The organism is Paraburkholderia sp. A1RI-2L (assembly GCF_048957375.1).
Classification (GTDB): domain Bacteria; phylum Pseudomonadota; class Gammaproteobacteria; order Burkholderiales; family Burkholderiaceae; genus Paraburkholderia.
The window spans coordinates 697,982-717,217 of sequence record NZ_JARBTA010000003.1 but is presented as its reverse complement, the minus strand read 5'-3'; the positions used below and the strand labels follow the sequence as shown (position 1 = coordinate 717,217).

The window sequence follows — 19,236 nt, the reverse complement described above, 5'->3', positions numbered from 1 at the left end:
CATGACGCTCATCGACTGCCTGATGCCTTTGTTCGCGCAGGTTCGCGCGTTTGCCCAGGCGCCCTCGGGCGATGCGCAAACGCTCACCGTGCAGCTCGACAACGCCATCGCCGCCGCGCGCCACCGCGCCCAGGACGCGGGCCACGCGCAGGCCGACGTCGATGCCGCGCTGTTCGCGTTCGCCGCATGGGCCGACGAAGTGCTGCTGACGACGCGCTGGGAGGGCGCCGCGCAATGGCAGCGCCACCTGCTGCAGCGCCGCTACTTTAACCTGAGCAACGCCGGCGTCGCGTTCTACGAGCGCCTCGCGCAGCTCGCGCCCGCAGAGCGGGCGGTGCGCGAGGTGTTCTACCTGTGCCTCGCGCTCGGCTTCGGCGGGCGCTATGCATACGACCGTAACCAGAAGGCGCTCACCGACATCAAGCGCGCCAACCTGGCGATGTTGCTGCCCGACACCGAACTGAGCGCGAGCGCGCAGGCGCTGCTGTTTCCGGACGGCTACGGCGTGGCCTCCGGTGCGCAGGACTCCGCGCGGCCGACGCTGCGCGCGCGCCTCGCCACGCGCTGGTCGCGCGCGGCGCTGGCCGCGATCCTGCTGCCGCTGTTTCTGCTGGTGCTTCTCTTTGGCACCTATCACTACGTCGTCGGGCAATCGGTCGATACGCTTCTTGCACAGATCCACTTATGAAAAAGCTCGGCCTCGTGCTGCTCTGGCTGCTCGCCCTGATCGTGCTCGCGCTCGTGAGCTGGGGCGTGGTCCTGTACTTCGGCTGGCCGCTGTGGGTCGCGCTGGCGATCTTCATCGGCGTGCTCGCGCTGTATTTTTTCGCCGGCTTCGTGCGACGCATGATCGTCATGATGCGCTCGCGCAGCCGTCTCGCGCAGCAGTCGGCGGCGCTGCGTAGCGAGACCGTCACGACCGTGGCGCCCGAAACGCTGCTGCGGCGCAAGTGGAAAGCCGCCGTGGCGACGCTGCGCCAGTCGAACCTGCGCAGCCAGGGTGATCCGCTCTATGTGCTGCCGTGGTACATGGTGATCGGCCGCTCCGGTACCGGCAAGACCACGGCGCTTACGCGCGCGCGGCTGTCCTCGCCGATCCAGAAGGTCAGCCAGCAGGCCGAGATCGGCCAGACCGCCAACTGCGACTGGTGGTACTTCGATCGCGCCGTCGTGATCGACTGCGCGGGCCGCTACGTCCAGGCCGAGGACATCGACCAGGATCGCCGCGAGTGGGAACTCGGTCTGGACCTGCTCGGGCGCTACCGGCCACGCGAGGGTCTCGACGGTCTCGTGCTCGCGGTCAGCGCGGACCGGCTCGCGGCGCCCGACGCCGATGGGTTCGCGGACGAAGGGCGCGTGGTGCGCGCGCGCATCGAGCAACTCATCAAGATGTTCGGCAAGCGCTTTCCCGTGTACGTGCTGATTACGAAATGCGACCGCCTGTACGGCTTCGAGGCGTGGGCGCAGGCGCTGCCCGCGGACGCGCTCGACCAGGCGATGGGCTATCTCGCCGACGAAGCCAGCGACGGCGAGGCCGCCTTCGCGGCGCGCGCGCTCGACTCGATCGGCGCACGTCTTGCCGCGTTGCGGCTCGCGCTCGTCGCGCGCAACCCGGACGCGTCGCCCGACCTGCTGATGTTTCCGAACGAGCTTCATCAGCTGCGCACGGGGCTCGCGCAATTTCTCGCGGCTTGTCTCGCCGATAACCCGTACCTCGAGCGGCCGCTGCTGCGCGGCATCTTCTTCAGCAGCGGGCAGCAGGAGGGCGGGGCGGTGTCGTCGCTGCCGGGCGTGCCGCTGCCGCCGACGCCCGTGCACGCGGGCGGGCGCGCCGGGCTGTTCCTGCACGACTTCTTCGGCCGCATCCTGCCGCAAGACCGGCATACGGCGAAGCCGGCCGTGCTCGTCAATCACTGGCGGCGCGTCACGCAAAGCGTGGGCATCGCGGCGTGGCTGCTGCTGCTCGTGATGATCGGCATCCTGCTGTCGGTCTCGTTCGCCGGCAACATGCAGACTCTTGCGTTCGTGCGCAGCACGCGCCCCGACCAGCCCGCATTGAACGGCAACCTGGCTCACGATGCCAATGTGCTGGCCGTGTCGAACGACGTGCTCACGCAGGTCGCGCAGAACGACCGGCGCTGGCTGTCGGGACTGCTTGGCAACGGCGCCGGACTGCCGGATCTGGAAGCGCGCCTGCATGGCGTATTCGTGAAGCAGTACCGCGAGGCGATCCAGCCCGCCGTCGACCAGAATGAGCAGGCCGCGCTCGCGTCCGCGGGTAACGCGCCCGTCGAGGCGGCGAGCCAGATCCTGAACCTCGCGCGCTCCATCGGCATCGAGCAGGCGCGCCTCGGCGGCGCGGATCGCGCAGCGCTGGAGGCGCTGCCGCAGCCGGTGCCGACCCAGCTCTATCCCACGCGCCTGAACGAGCAACTGAACCAGCTCGCGATCTCGTCGCTCGTCTGGTCGCACGAGGACGCGCCGTGGCTGCGCGAACGCGTGAAGGCGCAGCGCGCGCTGCTCGACCAGCTCGTGAGCGCGGATCCGCAGATGACCTGGCTTGTCGGCCTCGTGCCGGATGGCGCGGGCGCGGCACCCGTGCGCGCGAGCGACTACTGGGGCAGCGGCCTCGTGAGCCGCGCGCCGCAGGCAGCGCCGATGGGGCAACCCACCCAGATCGCGCAAGCGTCCCAGGTGGACAGCGCACCCGAGGTCGTCGTGCCGGCCGTCTACACGGTGGCGGGCAAGCAGGCGCTCGACCGGCTCGCGGCGCAGATCCGCGCTGCCGTGAGCGACACGGCGCAGTTCGACCGCGAGCGCGCCGCCTTCGATACCTGGTATCGCGCGCAGCGCGTGACGGCGTGGCAACGCTTCACCGACGCGTTCGCGAGCGGCGCGACGCCGTATTCGAACGAAGCCGACTGGCGCGCCGCGCTCGGCACCGTGAGCGGCGCGCAGAGCCCTTACTTCCGCCTGATCGCACGGCTCGCCGACGAGTTCAAGGACGACTTCCAAACCTCGCGCGGTGCCGCCGCCGACGAAGCGCCGCTGCCGGGCTGGCTCACGCTCGCACGGCAGTTCGAGCAACTACGCGAGCAGGCGACACGACTCGGCGCGACGAACCGGGCCATCAAGCTGGCCGGCGCGCTCAACGCGGTGGGCGCCTCGGCCATCCGCGAGACGCTGGCGGGCGGCCCGATCGCGGGCGGCCAGACCGTCAACAGCAACCTGGGCGCCGTGGACGCGCTGAGCCTTTACCTCGGAGCCTTGAACAAGCTCGCGATCGACAGCGGCACGGGCAGCGGCAAGGACTATCAGCTCGCGGCGGAATTCCATCAGGTCGCAACGAGCGCGCAGCCACAGCCCTCGCTGATGATGGGCGCGCTGGAGCCGCTCACGCGCCTGCATACGCTGATCGGTGCCGGCGACGGTTCCGATCTCGTGACCTGGCGGCTGATTCGCGGGCCGTTCGATTTCCTCTCGAGCTATATCGAGCAGCAGACCTCGTGCGAGCTGCAGCGCAACTGGGATTCGAGCGTGGTGTGGCCGCTGCAAGGCGCGCTCGACAAGAGCGCGGCGGTCGATCAGCTATTCGGCGCGAAGGGCACGGTATGGGCGTTCGCGGACGGGGCCGCCAAACCCTTCCTCGTGCGCGACGCGAGCCGCTACGACGTCGTGCAGACGCAGGGCTACAGCGTGCCGTTCACGCCGGCCTTCGTGACCCTGCTCAACGGTGCGCTCGGACGCCAGGTCGCCCAGCAGCAGACGCAGCAGCGCAGCGCCGCCGCAAAGCAGACGCAGCAGTTGCAGGCGCAACAAGCCCAGTTGCAGGCGCAGCAGACGCTCGACCAGCTCGACCGGACGCTGGCTACGGCGAAGCAGCAGGCCGACGCCGACCGCGCGCTCTCGGTCCCGCTCACGATCACGGCGCAGCCCACGGGCGTCAACGCGGGCGCGAAGTCCAAGCCGTACGCGACGATCCTCACCGTTCAGTGCGCGGCCGGCGTGCAGACGCTCAACAACTACAACTTCCCGGTGAGCAGCAGCTTTGCGTGGACGGCCGGCCAGTGCGGCGACACGCGGCTGCAGATCAAGATCGGCAATCTCGTGCTGACCCGCAGCTATCCGGGTCCCCTTGGCGTCGCCGCGTTCCTCAAGGACTTCGCCAACGGCCAGCGCCAGTTCGTGCCGGCCGACTTCCCGGCCGATCAGGCCGCGCTCGATGCGCTCGGCGTGCGCACGCTCACGGTGAGCTACGCGTTCACAGGCAACGACACGGTGCTCGACGCGGCGCGCGCGATCAATACCTACGAGACGCTGCAGAAGACCACGGCGGAGCAGAAGCAGCAGATCCAGGACGCGCAGGCGCAACGCCAGCAACTGAGCATTGTCGATCAGATGGCCGCGCAGAATCCGCCGCTGCCGGCGTCGGTGCCGAGCGTCGCGGGCAGCGCGCCGAGCCTTGCGACTCTCGGGCTGCCCGCGATCATCGGCGCCTGCTGGCATGCGCCCGTGCTCGCGGGCGCGGCGCGCGGCGACGGCATGTAAGGCGCGCCGCGACGGCGGGCGAGTCAGGCGGGCGGCGCGTGCGCCGCGCCGCCGAACCGCATTTGTGCGCCCGGCTACGCGGTGCGCGTAAACGTCCCCAGGCCCTCGTCGTTGAAATAGTCGAGCGTCACCTGCTGCCCCGCGAAGCTGACCTCGAAGCGCGAGCCGGCCGGCGCCTCCGTGAGCGGCAGGACGTAGCTGAACACGTCGCCGCTCCAGTGCGTGCAGGTGAATTGGGTGCCGGCGGGACCGAGCGTGAGCACGAGCGCATTGTTCTGGACGGCAACCTGTAGCGGACCGAAATAATCATTGGCGTAGACGCCCGCGTAATTTGCGAGCGGCTGCGCGGGTGTCGGCGATGCCGGGGGTGTTGCGCCCGCCAGCGCGCCCGTGGGTTTCGAGTACTGGCCGAACGTCGTGCTGAAAAACGTCGCCCAGTCCCGCTGGGCCTTGCCATACTGCACGAGATCGAGGAACTGGTAGGCGAGCGTTTCGGGCACACCGATCGGCGCCGTATTGGTGAGCACGACAATCGCGAGGTTCATCGACGGCACGACCATGAAGGTGGTGGCGGCGCCGGTGGTGAATGCACCGGAGTGATTGAACGTCACGCGGCCACTATCGAGCGTGCTCACGACGAAACCGAAACCGTAATACGAGGCCGGCAGCGTCGCACTGGCGGCGCGGCTCTGGATCTGCTGCGAGAGTGCCGGCTGGAGCGCGCTGGCGGGAATCACCGTCTGGCCGTTGACGGTGCCGTTGCCGAGCAACATCGCGAGCCATCGGGCCATGTCGTTCGCGGACGAGCTGACACCGCCCGCCGGCGATTGCGGGTCGGGGTCGCGCAGCGGGCCGGGCACGTATTGGCCGTTGACCAGGACGTGGCCCGCCGCGGCATTCGTGCGCACGGCGAAATCGGCGTAGAGCGAACTGGTGCGTGTCATACCGAGCGGCGCGTAGATTGCCTGTTGCGAAAGCGTGGCCCAGTCCGTGCCCGCCGCGGCCGCGACGCCGGCCGCGCCCGCAGTGAGCCCGAAGTTCGTGTAGTGATAGGTCGTGCGGAACGGGTCGAGCCCGAGGTAGTGCAGACGTTGCAGTATTTGCGTCTGGTCGTAGCCGATCTCTTCGAGGCTGTCGCCGGCATGGTCCCGCAATCCCGAGCGATGGGCGTAGAGATCGCCGACCGTCACCTCCGCGGTGACGGCCGGATCGGACAGCGTGAACCACGGCAGCACGCTGGACATGGGGGTGTCCCACTTCACGACACCCTTGCCGACTTGCGCGGCGACCACCGTCGCGCCGACCGATTTGGATACCGAAGCAAGCTGGAAGACGGTGTCGGCGTCGACGCTTTGCTGCGTTTTCACGCTCGTGACGCCATAGCCTTTGGCGAAGACGGACTTCGCGCCCTGCACGACCGCGACCGACATTCCGGGAATGCCCGAGCTCGCCATCAGGTTGCGGGCGAGCGCGTCGAGTTGCGCAAGCGCGTTGTCGATCTGGGTGTCCGACACCGGGCCGTCCGGGCCGAGCGAGACCACCGCGCCACCGCCGCACGCGCTCAGTGCGCCGCACAGCGCCGTTCCTAGCACGCGCCGGCGCATCAGGAAATGGGGAGTCACTGCCGGGTTCGTCTTCATGGTCTCTCGCTTGCATTGTTGTGCGTGGTGGGGGCGTACGAAGCGGCGACGCGCCGCTCAGGCAATCAGATAATCAGGCGCACGGCCGTGGCCGCGTTCAGTGGCGCGATGCGCGCGAGCAGGGCGTCGGTTTCAGCCTGGTTTTCGTCGTTGCGGCTAAGCACTGCCCAGGCCGCGCGCAGGCCGTCGGCGGCGAGCGCCGGGTCCCATGCGGCGACGCCGTAGCGGTCGATCTCCGCGACCACGGCGCGCGCGAACGAATCGAGCCGCGCGCCCGGGCGATGCTCGAGCAGCAGATCGCAGAGCGCCGTGCGCAGCCGCAGCCGCGCACCCACGGCGGCGTTGCACTCGATCGCGTCCTGCAGGCACTGCGCGGCGTCGGCCAGTTCACCTTCGGCCGCGAGCGCGCGCGCCCGCGACAGCGCGCCGGCGAGCGGATCGGGTGCCGCCGCGGCTTCGCCGCCGCTGCCTGCCGCCAGCGACTGCAGCCATTGCACGGTGTCCGAGTTCGCGAATGGCACGCCGTTGGCAAACTTCAGCTGTGCGATGCACGTCATGCGGTCGACGAACTTCGCGGTTTCGTTGCACACCTCTTTGCGCGCGGCGGCCCATGTCTCGCCGAGTTGCGCGAGCGCCGCCGCGGCGACGCAGTTCAGGTCGAGCCAGAACGGATGCTGACGCAGCTGGGTTTCGGCGAAGCTCACGAGATCGGCGTGCGCCGCGCGCGACTGCAGCGCGCGCAGCGCGTCCTGCAGCGGCGGGATCGGGCCGGGCAGCGCGGTGTCCGTGCCGGCGCCCACCGGCACGCGTTCGATGCCGGTCCACACAGCGATGCGCCGCAGGCGGAAACCCATCGCGTTGGACGGATCGGCTTCGGCGTACCAGGCGCCGATATTCGCGAGCCGCTCGAGCGCTTCAGTCGCGGCGCGCTCGGCGCTTTCGGGCCCATCGACTGCCGTGGACGCGAGCGCGGTGTCCGCCAAGCCGGACGCCGTTGCGGCAGGCGCGGCGGAGGTGAGCGCTGGGGCCACAGCAGGGGCCTCGCTGCGCGGCGCACTGGCCGGCGTGGTTGCCGTTGCGGGGGCATCGGTTGCCGCCGGCGTTTCGGCGACAGGCGGGGGCGGCGCGGCTTCGGCGATCGGCACGGTGCCGGCGAGTGCGCGCAAAGGCTGCATCGAGGGCGCTTCGCTGTCCTTGTCGGCGAGCACGCGATCGATCGTATCGAGCGCCGTGCGCAGGCTCTCGACCTGCTGCGGGTCCTGCGGCGGCCAGCTCGACCAGTCGTGTTCCTCGGCATGCGCGCGCACGCGGTCGATCAGCCATTGCACGGCGTTGCGCCGCGCGCGCAGCCGCGGGAGCGGCGGATGCAGTTGATCCCACCACATGTCGAGCAGCGCGGCCAGCATCTGCGCGCCGTCGCTCAAGCCCGGCAGGCCGCGCGTGACGAGCAGGCCGCCGGCCAGATAGCAGGCGACGAGCACATCCTTGCCCTTGCTCGCGAGCAGCGTCGACGAGAGCTGTACCACCTGCTCCCAGTCCGGCGTGCCGCTAGCCGCCGGGTTCGACATCCTGGCGATTTCGTTCTGCAGCGACTCGAATTCGGGTTCGTCGCGCACGTCGGCGCCGCAGGGCTGCGCTTCGCTGACCGGTTGTGTTGCGAGGCTCGTGTAGTCGTTCACTGGGCAATGGGCTGTCTGGAAAAGTTGGTCGGGAAGGGCGCTCAGGTCCACAGCGGCTCGATGACCGCATCGAAGAGATAGCCCGCGCCGCGCTCGGTGCGCAACAGCGTCGGGTTCTTCGGATCGCGCTCGATCTTGCGGCGCAGCCGCAGGATCTGCACGTCGATGGCGCGGTCGTAGATGTCGTCGAACGCGCGCGTGCTCTCCAGCAGCTTCTCGCGCGAGATGATGCGTTGCGGCGAGCTCAGGAACACCACGAGCAGATTGAATTCAGCGTTGGTGAGCGGCACGACGCTTTCGTCGGGCGAGGTGAGCCGGCGCGTGTTCAGGTTCAGCGTCCAGCCCGCGAAGCGATAGGCGCGCGGATGCTTGCCGCGCGTCATCGGCGCCTGCGTCGTCTGCCCCGCGCGGCGCATCACGGCCCGCAGGCGCGCCAGCACCTCGCGCAGCGAAAAGGGCTTGGTGATGTAGTCGTCTGCGCCGAGCTCGAGCCCCATCACCATGTCGGCTTCCTCGTTGCGCCCCGTGATGTAGACGATGGGCACCGGCGCCTGCTCGCGCCAGCGGCGCGCGAGCTCCGTGCCGTCGCCGTCGGGCAGGCCGAGGTCGAGCAGCACGAGATCATAGGGCTTCGCGTCGAACACGCTCATCGCCTCGACGGCGCTCGCGGCGCCATCCACGCGATAGCCGTGACCCGACAGGTACTCGATCAGCATGGTGCGCATCGAGTGGTCGTCGTCGACGATCAGAATGGAAGGTTGCGGCGGCAGGGTCATGGCAGGCTCTTGAGGGCGGACGCGGCGGCGCGGCCGAGCGCCTCGCGGTCGAAAGGTTTGGGGAGGACCGTCGCACGCGCGGCCCGCGCGACAGTGACGACATCGGAGTTATCCGAGCACAGGATCACGCGCAGCGCCGGCACCTGGTCGCGCAGGTGCTCAGCGAGGTCGGCGCCGTCCATCGACAGGCCGTCGAGGTCGGCCAGCAATAGCGCAATGCTGTCGCGCAGATCGGTGGCATCGGCGAGCGCTTCGAACGCCTCGCTCGCGTCGCCATAGCCGAGCGGCTCGAAGCCCAGTTCCGCGAGCCAGTTTTCGCTGCGCTCGCGCGAAGCCGGATCGCCGCCGATCAGCACGACGGCCTCGCCGTTGCCCAATTGCCCGGCTGGCGGGAAGGGCGCTGCTTCGGCCAGTGGCAGGACGAGTCGAAAGCGCGTGCCAGCGCCGCTCGTCTCGACACTCACGCCGCCCTGGTGCTCGCAGGCGACGCCAGCAACGATCGCAAGGCCAAGACCGGTGCCGTTTCCTTGTGCGCGCGTTGAATAGAACGGCTCGAACAGATGCGCAAGGTGTTCCGCGGGAATGCCACCGCCGTCGTCCTCCACCTCGATCCAGACGGAGGAGCCCGGCGGCGCGTCGCCAACGGCGAGCGGCGCAGCTATCGACCCGGCGCTGGCCACGCGCACGACCACACGCGAGCGCGCGGCGAGGCATGCATTGCGCACGAGATTGAGCACGGCGCGCACGAGCTGGCCACGGTGCGCGATGACGGGCCACGGGCCTGCGTTTGCCTCGATATCGATGACGACGCCGTTGCGGCTGAGCGGGCGCGCGAGCGCGACGGCTTCGCCGACGACCGACGCAAGCTCGTGCATTTCGCGCACACGATCGCCGCGGCGCGCGGCGAGCAGAATCTGCTCGGTCAGGTCACGGCCCCGCGCAGATGCGGTCCGCACCTCGTCCAGCGCCGGGCGGGCGGACGAACCCTCGGGCAGGCGATCATGGGCGATTTCCGCGTAGCCGTCGACGGCCGCGAGGATATTGTTGAAGTCGTGCGCAACGCCGCCGGCCAGCAGGCCGAGCGACTCCATGCGCCGCGCCCGCTCGAGGCGCAATGCAAGCTGCCGGCGCTCGCGCGTGGCCACGGCGACGAAGAAAGTCAGAATGGCGAGCCCGGCTATATCGACCTGCAGGCTCCAGGAGCTGTTCGCACCCTCGTACTGGTAGGGGCCGAGATGCACGAGCGTCAGACTGACGCCGAGTATTGCCGCGGTCGCCACTGTCGCCGCAGCCGCGGGCAGGCCGCCGTAAATGGCAACGGCGGCGAGCACGAGCGCAAGCATCCCGCGCTGCACTTCTTCGGAAAGGTGCAGGGCGGCCGTTGCGGCGAGTATCGTGACGACGGCGAGGCATCCTGCCAGCGCACTGAGACGCCCGCCGGGCGCCGCGGCGGATGATCGGTCCCGCCATGCGAGCAGGGCAGGCACGAGCACCAGCACGGCGACGCCATTGCCGACGAAGAGGATCTGCCATTCCCGCCACCAGCTGTCGCCGCCCAGATCGGCCGCGAATGTGGCGCCCAGCATGGCAGTGAGCCCGATGCCCACGAGCGGCAGCAGCACGAGAAAGCGTATCAGCGCCGAGGTGGTGGACAGTATGCCGCTCGCGCCGACATAGCGCCGGCCCAGCCACGCGCATAACGCCACCTCGAAGACGTTGAGGAGGCAAAAGCCGACGTCGCTACGCCAGGATTCGGCACTGAAATGGCCGTTGGACGCGACTGCGGCCAGGACTGCGAGCAGAAAAGGGAACCACTGTCGCGGCGGCAGCGGCCAGAGAAAAGCAATTGCGGTGGCCGGCGCCGGCCAGGCGATGGCAGCGAGGGAGTTGGCGCTCTCGAGGTTCGCGACGGGGCGGGCGAGCAGGTAATAGAGCGTGCCGAGCGCAATGGCTTGCAGGAGCGTGCGTGCGCGAGTCGCCGTCGACGGCACTGTATTCATGCAAATGATCCCCGAATTGCGCCGACGTCTTTCATGGACGGAGCTCGCTACGATTTTTGGGAAATCATATCAAAACCACTCGTCAGTTCGGTGCATGAGCTTCGGTCAGGCGCGAGGGCGTATGTTCGTTTCGTTCAGGTAATCTCCAGTGCAACGCGGTGCGCTCGCGGGATTTATATTGCGTAGAAATCTGATTAATAACTCGAATCATCGTGGATTGGCTGCGGGCGGCATTAACCCCCGCATCGGCGGTTCTGTTGCAATAAGGCGCTCCGCTATGATGTGCGGAACGACATGAATGACAGAAAGCTCGATGAAGACGTTGAAGCCGGCGGTAGCCCGAGTGCTCAAGCGCCTGCATTACCGCTCGAAGTGATCCCGACTTGCGTGCGTTGGTACGTGGCCTGTCCGCTGAGCCTGCGGCACCTGGAAGACATGATGGCCGAGCGCGGCATTTCGGTCGATCACTCGACTGTGCATCACTGGGCCATCAAGCTGTTGCCGGTGCTGGAGAAGGCGTTCCGCCGCCGCAAGCGCCTGGTTGGCAAGAACTGGCGAATGGACGAAACATGCATTCGCGTCAACGGGGAATGGCGTTATCTCGACCGGGCCGTCATCAGGGACGGCAACACCAACCGTCTGCTGTCGATCAGTTCTACGATCTCGTAACATAAGCAGTACTTGGCATCTCAACACCGCTTGCGCCTTCAATCTTACTGCGACAAAGCCAGTTCATAGCGCCGAAGAGAGCAAACGGAGACCGTCTCGTCCGTTCCCTGTCGTTTCGGAAGAATTTGCCAGCGCAGTTTCATGGCCGACTCCCCGGGTAGATCAACCGCTACAGTCTAGCCTCGGAGCATCTCCCCCCGATTTCGTCCGCGCCCGGAAATTGAGAATGGCAACAGTTGAATCACGCGCCCACCGTTCGTCTTACCAGCCATAGAAGCGTGGCCAGGTTTCGACTCTTCCGTCAGGACCGACGGCCTGATAGACGGGATGCTGCGCGCCGGTGGCACACGCATGGTTGGGCAGGATGCGCAGACGTGTCCCGATTGGAAAGCGCTGCTCGATCTCGTGATCTGGCGTTCCTGACCGGGACACTATGCCGTGCTCCTGGTTCGCGCCGCTCATCACAAATCCGTCTAGCACCTCCCCGTTTTCGAGGCAGACGAGGCCGTAGCCAAAATCGCGCTTCTGGCGGTGAGTACCCCGGTCGCGGCTCATTGCCATCCAGCCCGCATCGACGATGGCCCAGCCTTTCTCGCTTTGGTGGCCGATGACAGTAGTCAATACGCTCAATGCAATCTCTGACGTGTCGTTGACGCCCACGTTATGCATGACGAGATCGAACATCACGTAGACGCCAGCGCGAACTTCCGTCACGCCTTCCAGATGTTCGGCGGCCAGCGCTGTCGGCGTCGATCCGATGCTGACGACGTCACACTGCAGGCCGGCCGCGCGAATGCGCTCGGCGGCGCGCACACAGCCCGAACGTTCTTGTTCCGCGATGCGGACGAGATCCTCGTGCGTGTCGTAGTCATAGCTGGAACCCGCGTGGGCCAAGACGCCGCCGAGATGCATCCCGCCGTTGGAAAGCGTCGCTGCGACTGCGAGAAGTGTGTCATCCTCGGGTGCAATGCCCGAGCGATGGCCATCCACGTCGATCTCGATCCACACATCGAACCGTTCATTGTGTTCCCGCCCGAATGCAACGATGGCTTCGGCGCATACGACGCTATCGGCGACGATCTTCAGGTCGCAGCCTTGCCGGCGCAGCGCCAGTGCCTGCGGGAGTTTCGTCGGGGCCATGCCCACTGCGTATACGATGTCGCGGATGCCGCGTGCCAGGAACTGTTCGGCTTCCTTGAGCGTGGACACCGTGATACCGTGTGCGCCGGCCTTCATTTGCGCAGTGACCACCTGCTCGCATTTGGTTGTCTTGACGTGCGGCCGGAAATTCACGCCGAGCGCATTCATGCGTCGCTGCATCCGTTCGATATTGCGGTGCATGCGAACCACATCGATCAACGCTGCTGGGGTGTTCAATGACTCCAAGTTCATCTGTAACTCCTGGCGAGTATTCGCGCGATCGATGTTCGATGCCAATCTCGCGCGTGAAGAAAAGCCACTATAGGAGTTCGCTGCGAACTTGTGCTTAATGACCGATAAATCCACCTTTAAGCAACGTTCAATGCTGAGTCAATTCCGCCAGGGCACTGGGTCGAAGGCTTGCTTCGCGGCTTCCAAAAACACGCGCTGACGGATGGTCAAGCCCTGACGCGTGGGCGTCAGGGCTATTACCGGTGCGGGTTCAAGGCGCCATGCCGGCAACACGCGCTTTAGCTTTCCCTCGGCGATTAGCCGTGCGCAATCCCATTCGGATCGCGCGACAACGCCGAGGCCGTCAACCGCCCAATCCCTCACCACGGTGCCGTCGTTCGAAGACAAAATGCTGTTCAGGCGAACTGTTACGGCCTTGCTGATGCGTTTGCCTTTGGCGTCGTATTGACTGAAACGCAGACGCGTCACGTCTTCATCGTTTTCTCGTAGCGTCAGGTACGCGTGCCGGGTGAGTTCGGACGGATGCTTAAGCTGTGACAAGCTATGTGCAAGAGCGGGGCTCGCGCAGAGGAAGCGCTCGTTCGGGGCCAGGTAATGTCCTACCCAAGACGATCCTTTGATGTGGCCGATTGAAATGACTACGTCGGCGCCCGACGCGGCAGCGAGCGGACTTTCGAACAAAACGAGCGAAATCCCCAAATTGGGATGCGAGCGATGCAAGTCCCGAACGAGCGGCGCGACGTATTCCCTGCCGAACCCGAACGGTGCTACGACGCGTAAATGGCCGCTAACACCGCTCGCCTTTCCCGAGACGCGGGACGCAATGGACTCGATCCGCTCCAGGATTTCGATCGCTTCCTGAACGAAGCGGTGGCCTTCATCAGTGAGAGAAATGCCTCTGGCTGCGCGTGTCGCAAGGCTCACCCCGATACGTTCTTCTATGCGCTGAAGACGTACCGTAACCGCGGGCGGCGTTAGATCCAGTAGCCTGGCCGCTGCCGCAAGCGACTTTGATACGCCAAGCGCACGGAGTAACTGCATGTCTTCGAGCTGAAGCATTAAGAACTCGCTAACGACGGATTCATCAGTTATTAAACACGACCAAGATATTTATTTCTATAGTACGTCGCGTCAGCTGGCAACCGCCGTGGGCCGATCCACACTGGAGGCGGACTGGCGAGGCGACTCTAAAACTGACAGCCTTCCCGCCTGGCACGGCGCAAGCGCGCCGGCCGGTTTATTGTACTTAAAGTGGCCTTTATGGATCAGTATGAACACGGTACGCAGTACCCTCGAACGATGAACCCCGCTGGGCTGGCAACGCCGGGCGGCCACTACAGTCACGTTTCAATGGCAAATGGCCTGGTTTTTGTATCGGGTCAACTTCCGATCGATGCAACCGGCCGAAAACTCACGGACAGCTCTTTTGAAGCGCAGGCCAAGCAGGTTTTGGCAAATCTGTCTTCCGCGCTTGTCGGTGCAGGCAGCAACGTCAAGAAACTGGCCCAGGTCCGCGTCTATATCGTCGATGTCGGGCATTGGGCGAGTTTCAACGAGATCTACGCGCGCTGGGCCGGCGATGCGAGACCCGCTCGCGCCGTCGTGCCGGTTCCGGCACTGCACTTCGGTCTGAAGATCGAGATCGAGGCGGTTGCAGTTGTATAGCCCCAAGTGGTTGCGCTCGCCTGGAACTCAAATATTTTGTAGAACAGATTAATGGAGATGGAATCCGTTGTGAACGTTCCTCTCTTGGCGGCGAATCCCGATATCCGGCGCTGGTAGGGCGGCGGAATCACGGGCTCGGCGGCCGCACTGGCGCGGCCAGGAAAGGTCGGCCCGGACCGCTATCGCGGCGGCTTATAGGCGCCGGCGCTCGCGGATTCGGCGCGACTCAGTCGAGCCCGCCCTGGCACAGGTACTTGATCGACAAGTAGTCGTCGAGGCCGTAGCGCGAGCCTTCGCGCCCGTAGCCCGATTCCTTCACGCCGCCAAACGGCGCGGCCTCGCTCGCGAGCGCCCCCTCGTTGATCCCGACGATGCCCGTCTCGAGCCGCGCCGACACGCGTGCGATCCGCCTTAAGTCCTGCGTGTAGAAATACGCAGCGAGCCCGAACGGCGTGTCGTTCGCGGCGTTGACGGCCTGGTCCTCGGTGTCGAATGGAAACAGCGCGGCGACCGGACCGAAGGTTTCCTCACAGGTGAGCTGCATGTCGGCGGTGGCGTCGGCGAGCACCGTCGGCGCGTAGTAGTTCGGCCCGAGTTCGGGCAGACGCTTGCCGCCCGCGAGCACGCGTGCGCCGCGCTCGATGGCGTCGCTGACATGACGCGCGATCTTGTCGACCGCGCGCGCGTTGATCATCGGGCCGATCTGCGCGGCCGGATTGGTCGCGGGCGCGACCTTCAGCTCTGCCACGCGCGCGGCGAGCTTCGCGGCGAATGCATCATAAATGCCGGTCTGCACGTACACGCGATTCGGCGACACACAGGTCTGGCCGCCGTTGCGGAACTTGGCCGCCATCAATCCGTCGACCGCGGCATCGAGCTCAGCGTCGTCGAACACGATGAACGGCGCATTGCCGCCGAGCTCGAGCGAGAGCTTCTTCACCGTCGCGGCCGACTCACGCGCGAGCAGCTTGCCGACGGGCGTCGATCCGGTGAACGTGATCTTGCGCACGCGGCCGTCGGCGAGCCAATCGGCTACCGCGTCGATGCCGTGCTCGCGCGACGCGGCGATCATGTTCAGCACACCGGGCGGCACGCCGGCTTCCTGCGCGAGGAACGCGAGCGCGAGCGCGGTCAGCGGCGTGTCCTCCGCAGGCTTTGCGACCACCGTGCAGCCAACCGCGAGCGCGGGCGCGATCTTGCGCGCGATCATAGCGAGCGGGAAATTCCACGGCGTGATCGCGGCGACGATGCCGATCGGCTCCTTGACCGCGCTCAGCCGCTTGCCGCGCTGCTGCTGCGGAATGATGTCGCCGTATGTGCGCGTTGCTTCCTCTGCGAACCACAGCACATACGATGCGCCGTAGGCGACTTCGCCGCGCGCCTCCGCGAGCGGCTTGCCCTGTTCGCGCGACATCAGCTTCGCGAGATCGTCGGTGTGCGCGACGATTGCCGCGTGCCAGGCGCGCAGGATCGCAGCGCGTTCGCGAGCGGGCGTCGCGCGCCATGCGGGGAGCGCGCGTGCGGCCGCGTCGGCCGCGGCGCGCGCGTCGGCCGCGCCGCTGTCGGGTGCGTGGGCGACGGTCTCGAGCGTCGCCGGATCGACGACGTCGAAGCGAGCGCCGTCGAGCGCGTTGCGCCAGGTGCCGTCGATCAGGTTGGCGGAGCGCAGGAGTTCGGTTCGGGTCAGCGTAAGCGGCATGGCAGGTCCTTGGATGAAGCGATCCAGCGACGACGGCGGCGGTGCGGGCGCGCGACTCCCGCGCGGACAGCGGGCTGCCGCGTTGCAGGGGCGCACATCGACCGTCAGTTTCGTTCGCCGAACAGCGATTCGAGCGGATAGTGCCGTTTGACGAACGGCGACTTGATGATCACGTAACTAAAATACTTCTCGATGCCGATGTTCTGCTCGAGCAGCCCTTCGACGATCGTCTGGTAATGGCTCACGCTGCGTGTGACGAACTTCAGCAGATAGTCGTAGCCACCGCTCGCGAGGTGGCACTCGACAATCTCGTCGACGTTGCGGATCGCAGCGACGAAACGGTCGAAGTCCTCGCGCCGGTGGTCGGCCAGCGTGACCTCGGTGAACACGACCTGCACGTCGCCGAGTTTCTCGAGCTGGATGTGCGCGCCGTAGCCGCCGATGTAGCCGGCCTTCTCGAGCCGCTTCACCCGGATCAGGCATGGACTGGGCGATAGCCCGACCGCATCGGCCAACTCGACGTTGGTCATGCGGCCGCGCTTTTGCAACTGGGAGAGGATGCGCAGGTCGATGCGATCCAGCTTGCTGTCCGTAATGTTCACGTGAAAAGGCGAAAATGGAATGTCTGGTTACTTTAGAGTCGAACGTTGGCCGCCACAAGCCCGGCTTCGCATACTGGCTCATGCTGGCTGCGAGTGCGCGACGTCCAGCGCGCGCTGCACGGCCGCATCGGCCAGCACGTCGTCGAGCGTCTTGCGCACGCGTTCGAACAGCAGATCGAACTCGCCCGCGGTGAAGCTCAGTGCCGGCGCGAAACCGAGCACGCCGTCGCTGAAGGCGCGGAACACCACGCCGTTCGCATACGCGGCGGCGGCAATCTTGTCGGGCAAGTCGAGCGCCGGGTCAAAGCGCGTCTTGCTCGCCTTGTCGGCCACCAGTTCGAGCGCGCCGAGAAGGCCGATCGAACGCGCATCGCCGACGAGCGGATGCGCGCGCAGCGCGTCGAGTCCTGCGGCAAAGCGCGGCCCCATCGCCTGGCCGTTCGCGAGCAGTCCACCTTCGTGATAGAGCTTCAGCACCTCGAGGCCGATCGCCGCGCTGACCGGATGAGCGGAATACGTGTAGCCGTGTCCGACCACGGCCGACTCTGACCGGCTGCCCGCAATGCCTTCGTAGATTTCGTCGGACATCAGCACTGCGCCCATCGGCGCGTAGCCGGCGGTCAGCCCCTTCGCGACGGTCATCAGGTCCGGGTCGACCCGTTCGGCTTCGCACGCGAACAGCGGCCCGGTTCGGCCGAAGCCGGTGATCACCTCATCGGCGACGAACAGGATGCCGAGGCGCCGGCACGCGTCGCGCATCGCACGCAGCCAGCCGGCCGGCGGCACGATCACGCCGCCGGAGCCCTGCACGGGCTCGCAGAAGAACGCCGCGACGTTGTCCGCGCCGAGTTCCGAGACTTTGGCCTCGAGCGCGGCGACCGACGCGGCGATCAGCGCCTGCGGATCGTCGCCGAGCGGGTGGCGGTACGGGTAGGGCGACGGAATATGGTGCTGGTCCGCGCGCGGCAGGTCGAAGTGGCGGTGGAACGCCGGCAGCGCGGTAAGGCCGGCGCCGATCGACGATGAACCGTGATACCCGCGTTCGAGCGCGATCATCTGCTTCTTCGACGGGCGGCCGGTCGCGTTGAAATAGTGCGTGATGAAACGCATGGCGGAGTCGATCGCGTCCGAGCCGCCGAGCGTGAAGTACACGCGGTTCAGGGACGGCGGCGCGAGCGACGCGAGCCGGTCGGCCAGCTCGATCGCGGGTTGCGAGCCGAAATGAAAATAGCCGGTCGCGTACGGCAGCTTCGCCATCTGCGCGGCCGCGGCCTTGACGATGCTGTCGCGGCCGTAGCCGACGTTGACGCACCACAGGCCCGAGAATGCGTCGAGCAGCGTATGGCCTTCGGCGTCGCGCAGAAACACGCCTTCCGCAGACTCGAGCATGGTGACGCCGCGCGCCTCGTGGGCGCGATAGTTGACGACGGGGTGGATCAGGTGTTGACGATCGGCTTCGATCAGCTCGGCTTGGTTCATGGCGGGGCGGGGCTCTCGTCGGTTGTCAGCGGTGAGTTCATGCTACCGGGCGAGAAGTCCGCATGCGCCTTCAATTTGCGGCCTGAAACGTATGGACACGGCGTTTGCACGGGACGCTTCCGCATTTTCTGCTGTACGCCTCGCTGGGCAGCGCGCGCGTCAGTAGCCGCGCGCGCGGTCGACCACGCCGATCATCGGCTGTCCTGCGCGATGGCGCGCGATGTTCGCGAGCACGGCGTCGACCGCGGTGCCGGGCCGCGTTGCGCTGGCAATGTGCGGGGTGATCCGCATGCGCGGATGCGTCCAGAACGGGTGGCCTGCCGGAAGCGGCTCCGGATCGGTCACGTCGAGGATCGCACTGTCTAGCCGGCCGCCATCGAGCGCCGCGAGCAGCGCGGCCGCGTCGAGCTGCGGGCCGCGCCCGACCTGCACGAGCGATGCACCGGCCGGCAGCGCGTCGAACACGCGCGCGCCGAGCAGCCCGCGCGTGCTCTCGGTGAGCGGCAGCAGGCAAATCAGGAGGTCGGTGCGGGCGAGGAACGCATCGAGCGCCGCGTCGCCCGCGTAGCAGTCGACGCCGTCGAGCGTGCGCGGGGTGCGGCTCCAGCCGGCGCACGGAAAACCGAAGCGGCGCAGCATGTCGAGCACGGCCTGCCCCAGTGTGCCGATGCCGAGCACGCCGACGCGGCGCGACGCGGCCGCGCGCACCGGCTTCTCGCCCCACACCTGCGCGCGCTGTTGCGCCGCGTAGTCGAACAGGTCGCGGTGGATCGTCAGCACCGCCTGCGTCACGTACTCGACCATGCCTTCGACGATGCCCGGCTCGATCATCCGCACGACGGGGATATGCGCGGGCACGCTCGACAGATCGAACTGGTCGATGCCGGCCGCCACCGAGAACACGACCTCGAGGTTCGGCAGCAGTGCGACGGGGTCGTCCGGCGGCTGCCACGCGGCAAGATAGCGGACGGCGTTGGGATCGCCGATGTCGGGCCAGATCCGGAACGCGAGGTCGGGCGCTTTTTGTGCGAAGCGCTGAGCCCATTGCGCGCCCCGTACCGGGTCGGATTTGTACAGGAAACTCATC

Annotated in this window: 13 protein-coding genes and 1 pseudogene; 4 read left to right on the top strand and 10 right to left on the bottom strand. The window is 66.9% G+C overall.

Features of this window, described 5'->3' with window-relative positions:
- Position 1: 1 nt before the first annotated feature.
- On the top strand, positions 2-688 hold the full coding sequence (locus tag PWP93_RS26475; protein WP_421046679.1) for a DotU family type IV/VI secretion system protein: 687 nt from the start codon (positions 2-4) through the stop codon (positions 686-688).
- Positions 685-4,548, top strand: a complete 3,864-nt coding sequence (locus tag PWP93_RS26470; protein ID WP_421046678.1) for a type VI secretion protein IcmF/TssM N-terminal domain-containing protein — start codon at positions 685-687, stop codon at positions 4,546-4,548. The genes PWP93_RS26475 and PWP93_RS26470 overlap by 4 nt, the downstream gene beginning before the upstream one ends.
- Positions 4,549-4,622: 74 nt before the next feature.
- Here the strand turns inward: PWP93_RS26470 and PWP93_RS26465 are convergent, their stop codons facing one another.
- The 4 genes from PWP93_RS26465 to PWP93_RS26450 form a co-directional block, all read right to left on the bottom strand.
- Positions 4,623-6,188 carry a serine hydrolase gene (locus PWP93_RS26465; RefSeq protein WP_421046677.1) on the bottom strand — a complete coding sequence of 522 codons (1,566 nt, stop codon included), beginning with the start codon at positions 6,186-6,188 and terminating at the stop codon, positions 4,623-4,625.
- Positions 6,189-6,253: 65 nt separating this feature from the next.
- Positions 6,254-7,918 (bottom strand): type VI secretion system protein TssA, encoded by a 1,665-nt coding sequence (gene tssA / locus PWP93_RS26460; RefSeq protein ID WP_421046676.1) that lies wholly within the window; start codon positions 7,916-7,918, stop codon positions 6,254-6,256.
- Positions 7,909-8,643, bottom strand: a complete 735-nt coding sequence (locus PWP93_RS26455; protein WP_421046675.1) for a response regulator — start codon at positions 8,641-8,643, stop codon at positions 7,909-7,911. The genes tssA and PWP93_RS26455 overlap by 10 nt, the downstream gene beginning before the upstream one ends.
- A complete protein-coding gene (locus PWP93_RS26450; protein WP_421046674.1) occupies positions 8,640-10,643 on the bottom strand; it encodes an ATP-binding protein in 2,004 nt (667 codons plus the stop codon). Before PWP93_RS26450 ends, PWP93_RS26455 begins: the two co-directional genes overlap by 4 nt.
- Positions 10,644-10,956: 313 nt before the next feature.
- On the opposite strand from PWP93_RS26450, the pseudogene PWP93_RS26445 reads away from it, so the two are divergent.
- Positions 10,957-11,276 (top strand): annotated as a pseudogene (locus PWP93_RS26445) (IS6 family transposase); the annotation flags it as partial.
- Positions 11,277-11,573: 297 nt separating this feature from the next.
- Here the strand turns inward: PWP93_RS26445 and PWP93_RS26440 are convergent.
- Together PWP93_RS26440 and PWP93_RS26435 are read right to left on the bottom strand one after the other, a co-directional pair.
- On the bottom strand, positions 11,574-12,704 hold the full coding sequence (locus PWP93_RS26440; protein ID WP_421046673.1) for a DSD1 family PLP-dependent enzyme: 1,131 nt from the start codon (positions 12,702-12,704) through the stop codon (positions 11,574-11,576).
- 138 nt (positions 12,705-12,842) lie between these two features.
- Positions 12,843-13,763, bottom strand: a complete 921-nt coding sequence (locus PWP93_RS26435) for a LysR substrate-binding domain-containing protein (RefSeq protein WP_421046672.1) — start codon at positions 13,761-13,763, stop codon at positions 12,843-12,845.
- Between the two features lie 201 nt (positions 13,764-13,964).
- On the opposite strand from PWP93_RS26435, the gene PWP93_RS26430 reads away from it, so the two are divergent.
- Positions 13,965-14,369 carry a RidA family protein gene (locus PWP93_RS26430; protein ID WP_421046671.1) on the top strand — a complete coding sequence of 135 codons (405 nt, stop codon included), beginning with the start codon at positions 13,965-13,967 and terminating at the stop codon, positions 14,367-14,369.
- Between the two features lie 226 nt (positions 14,370-14,595).
- Here PWP93_RS26430 and PWP93_RS26425 read toward each other — a convergent pair whose 3' ends face one another.
- The 4 genes from PWP93_RS26425 to PWP93_RS26410 all read right to left on the bottom strand — a co-directional run bounded on the left by PWP93_RS26425 (position 14,596) and on the right by PWP93_RS26410 (position 19,235).
- Positions 14,596-16,068, bottom strand: coding sequence for an NAD-dependent succinate-semialdehyde dehydrogenase (locus PWP93_RS26425; RefSeq protein WP_421046670.1), 1,473 nt, complete (start codon positions 16,066-16,068; stop codon positions 14,596-14,598).
- Positions 16,069-16,172: 104 nt separating this feature from the next.
- Positions 16,173-16,664 carry an Lrp/AsnC family transcriptional regulator gene (locus tag PWP93_RS26420; RefSeq protein ID WP_421028052.1) on the bottom strand — a complete coding sequence of 164 codons (492 nt, stop codon included), beginning with the start codon at positions 16,662-16,664 and terminating at the stop codon, positions 16,173-16,175.
- An 84-nt stretch (positions 16,665-16,748) separates the two neighbouring features.
- Positions 16,749-18,149 (bottom strand): aspartate aminotransferase family protein, encoded by a 1,401-nt coding sequence (locus tag PWP93_RS26415; RefSeq protein WP_421046669.1) that lies wholly within the window; start codon positions 18,147-18,149, stop codon positions 16,749-16,751.
- Between the two features lie 159 nt (positions 18,150-18,308).
- On the bottom strand, positions 18,309-19,235 hold the full coding sequence (locus PWP93_RS26410; RefSeq protein WP_421046668.1) for a 2-hydroxyacid dehydrogenase: 927 nt from the start codon (positions 19,233-19,235) through the stop codon (positions 18,309-18,311).
- Between the last annotated feature and the right edge of the window lies 1 nt (position 19,236).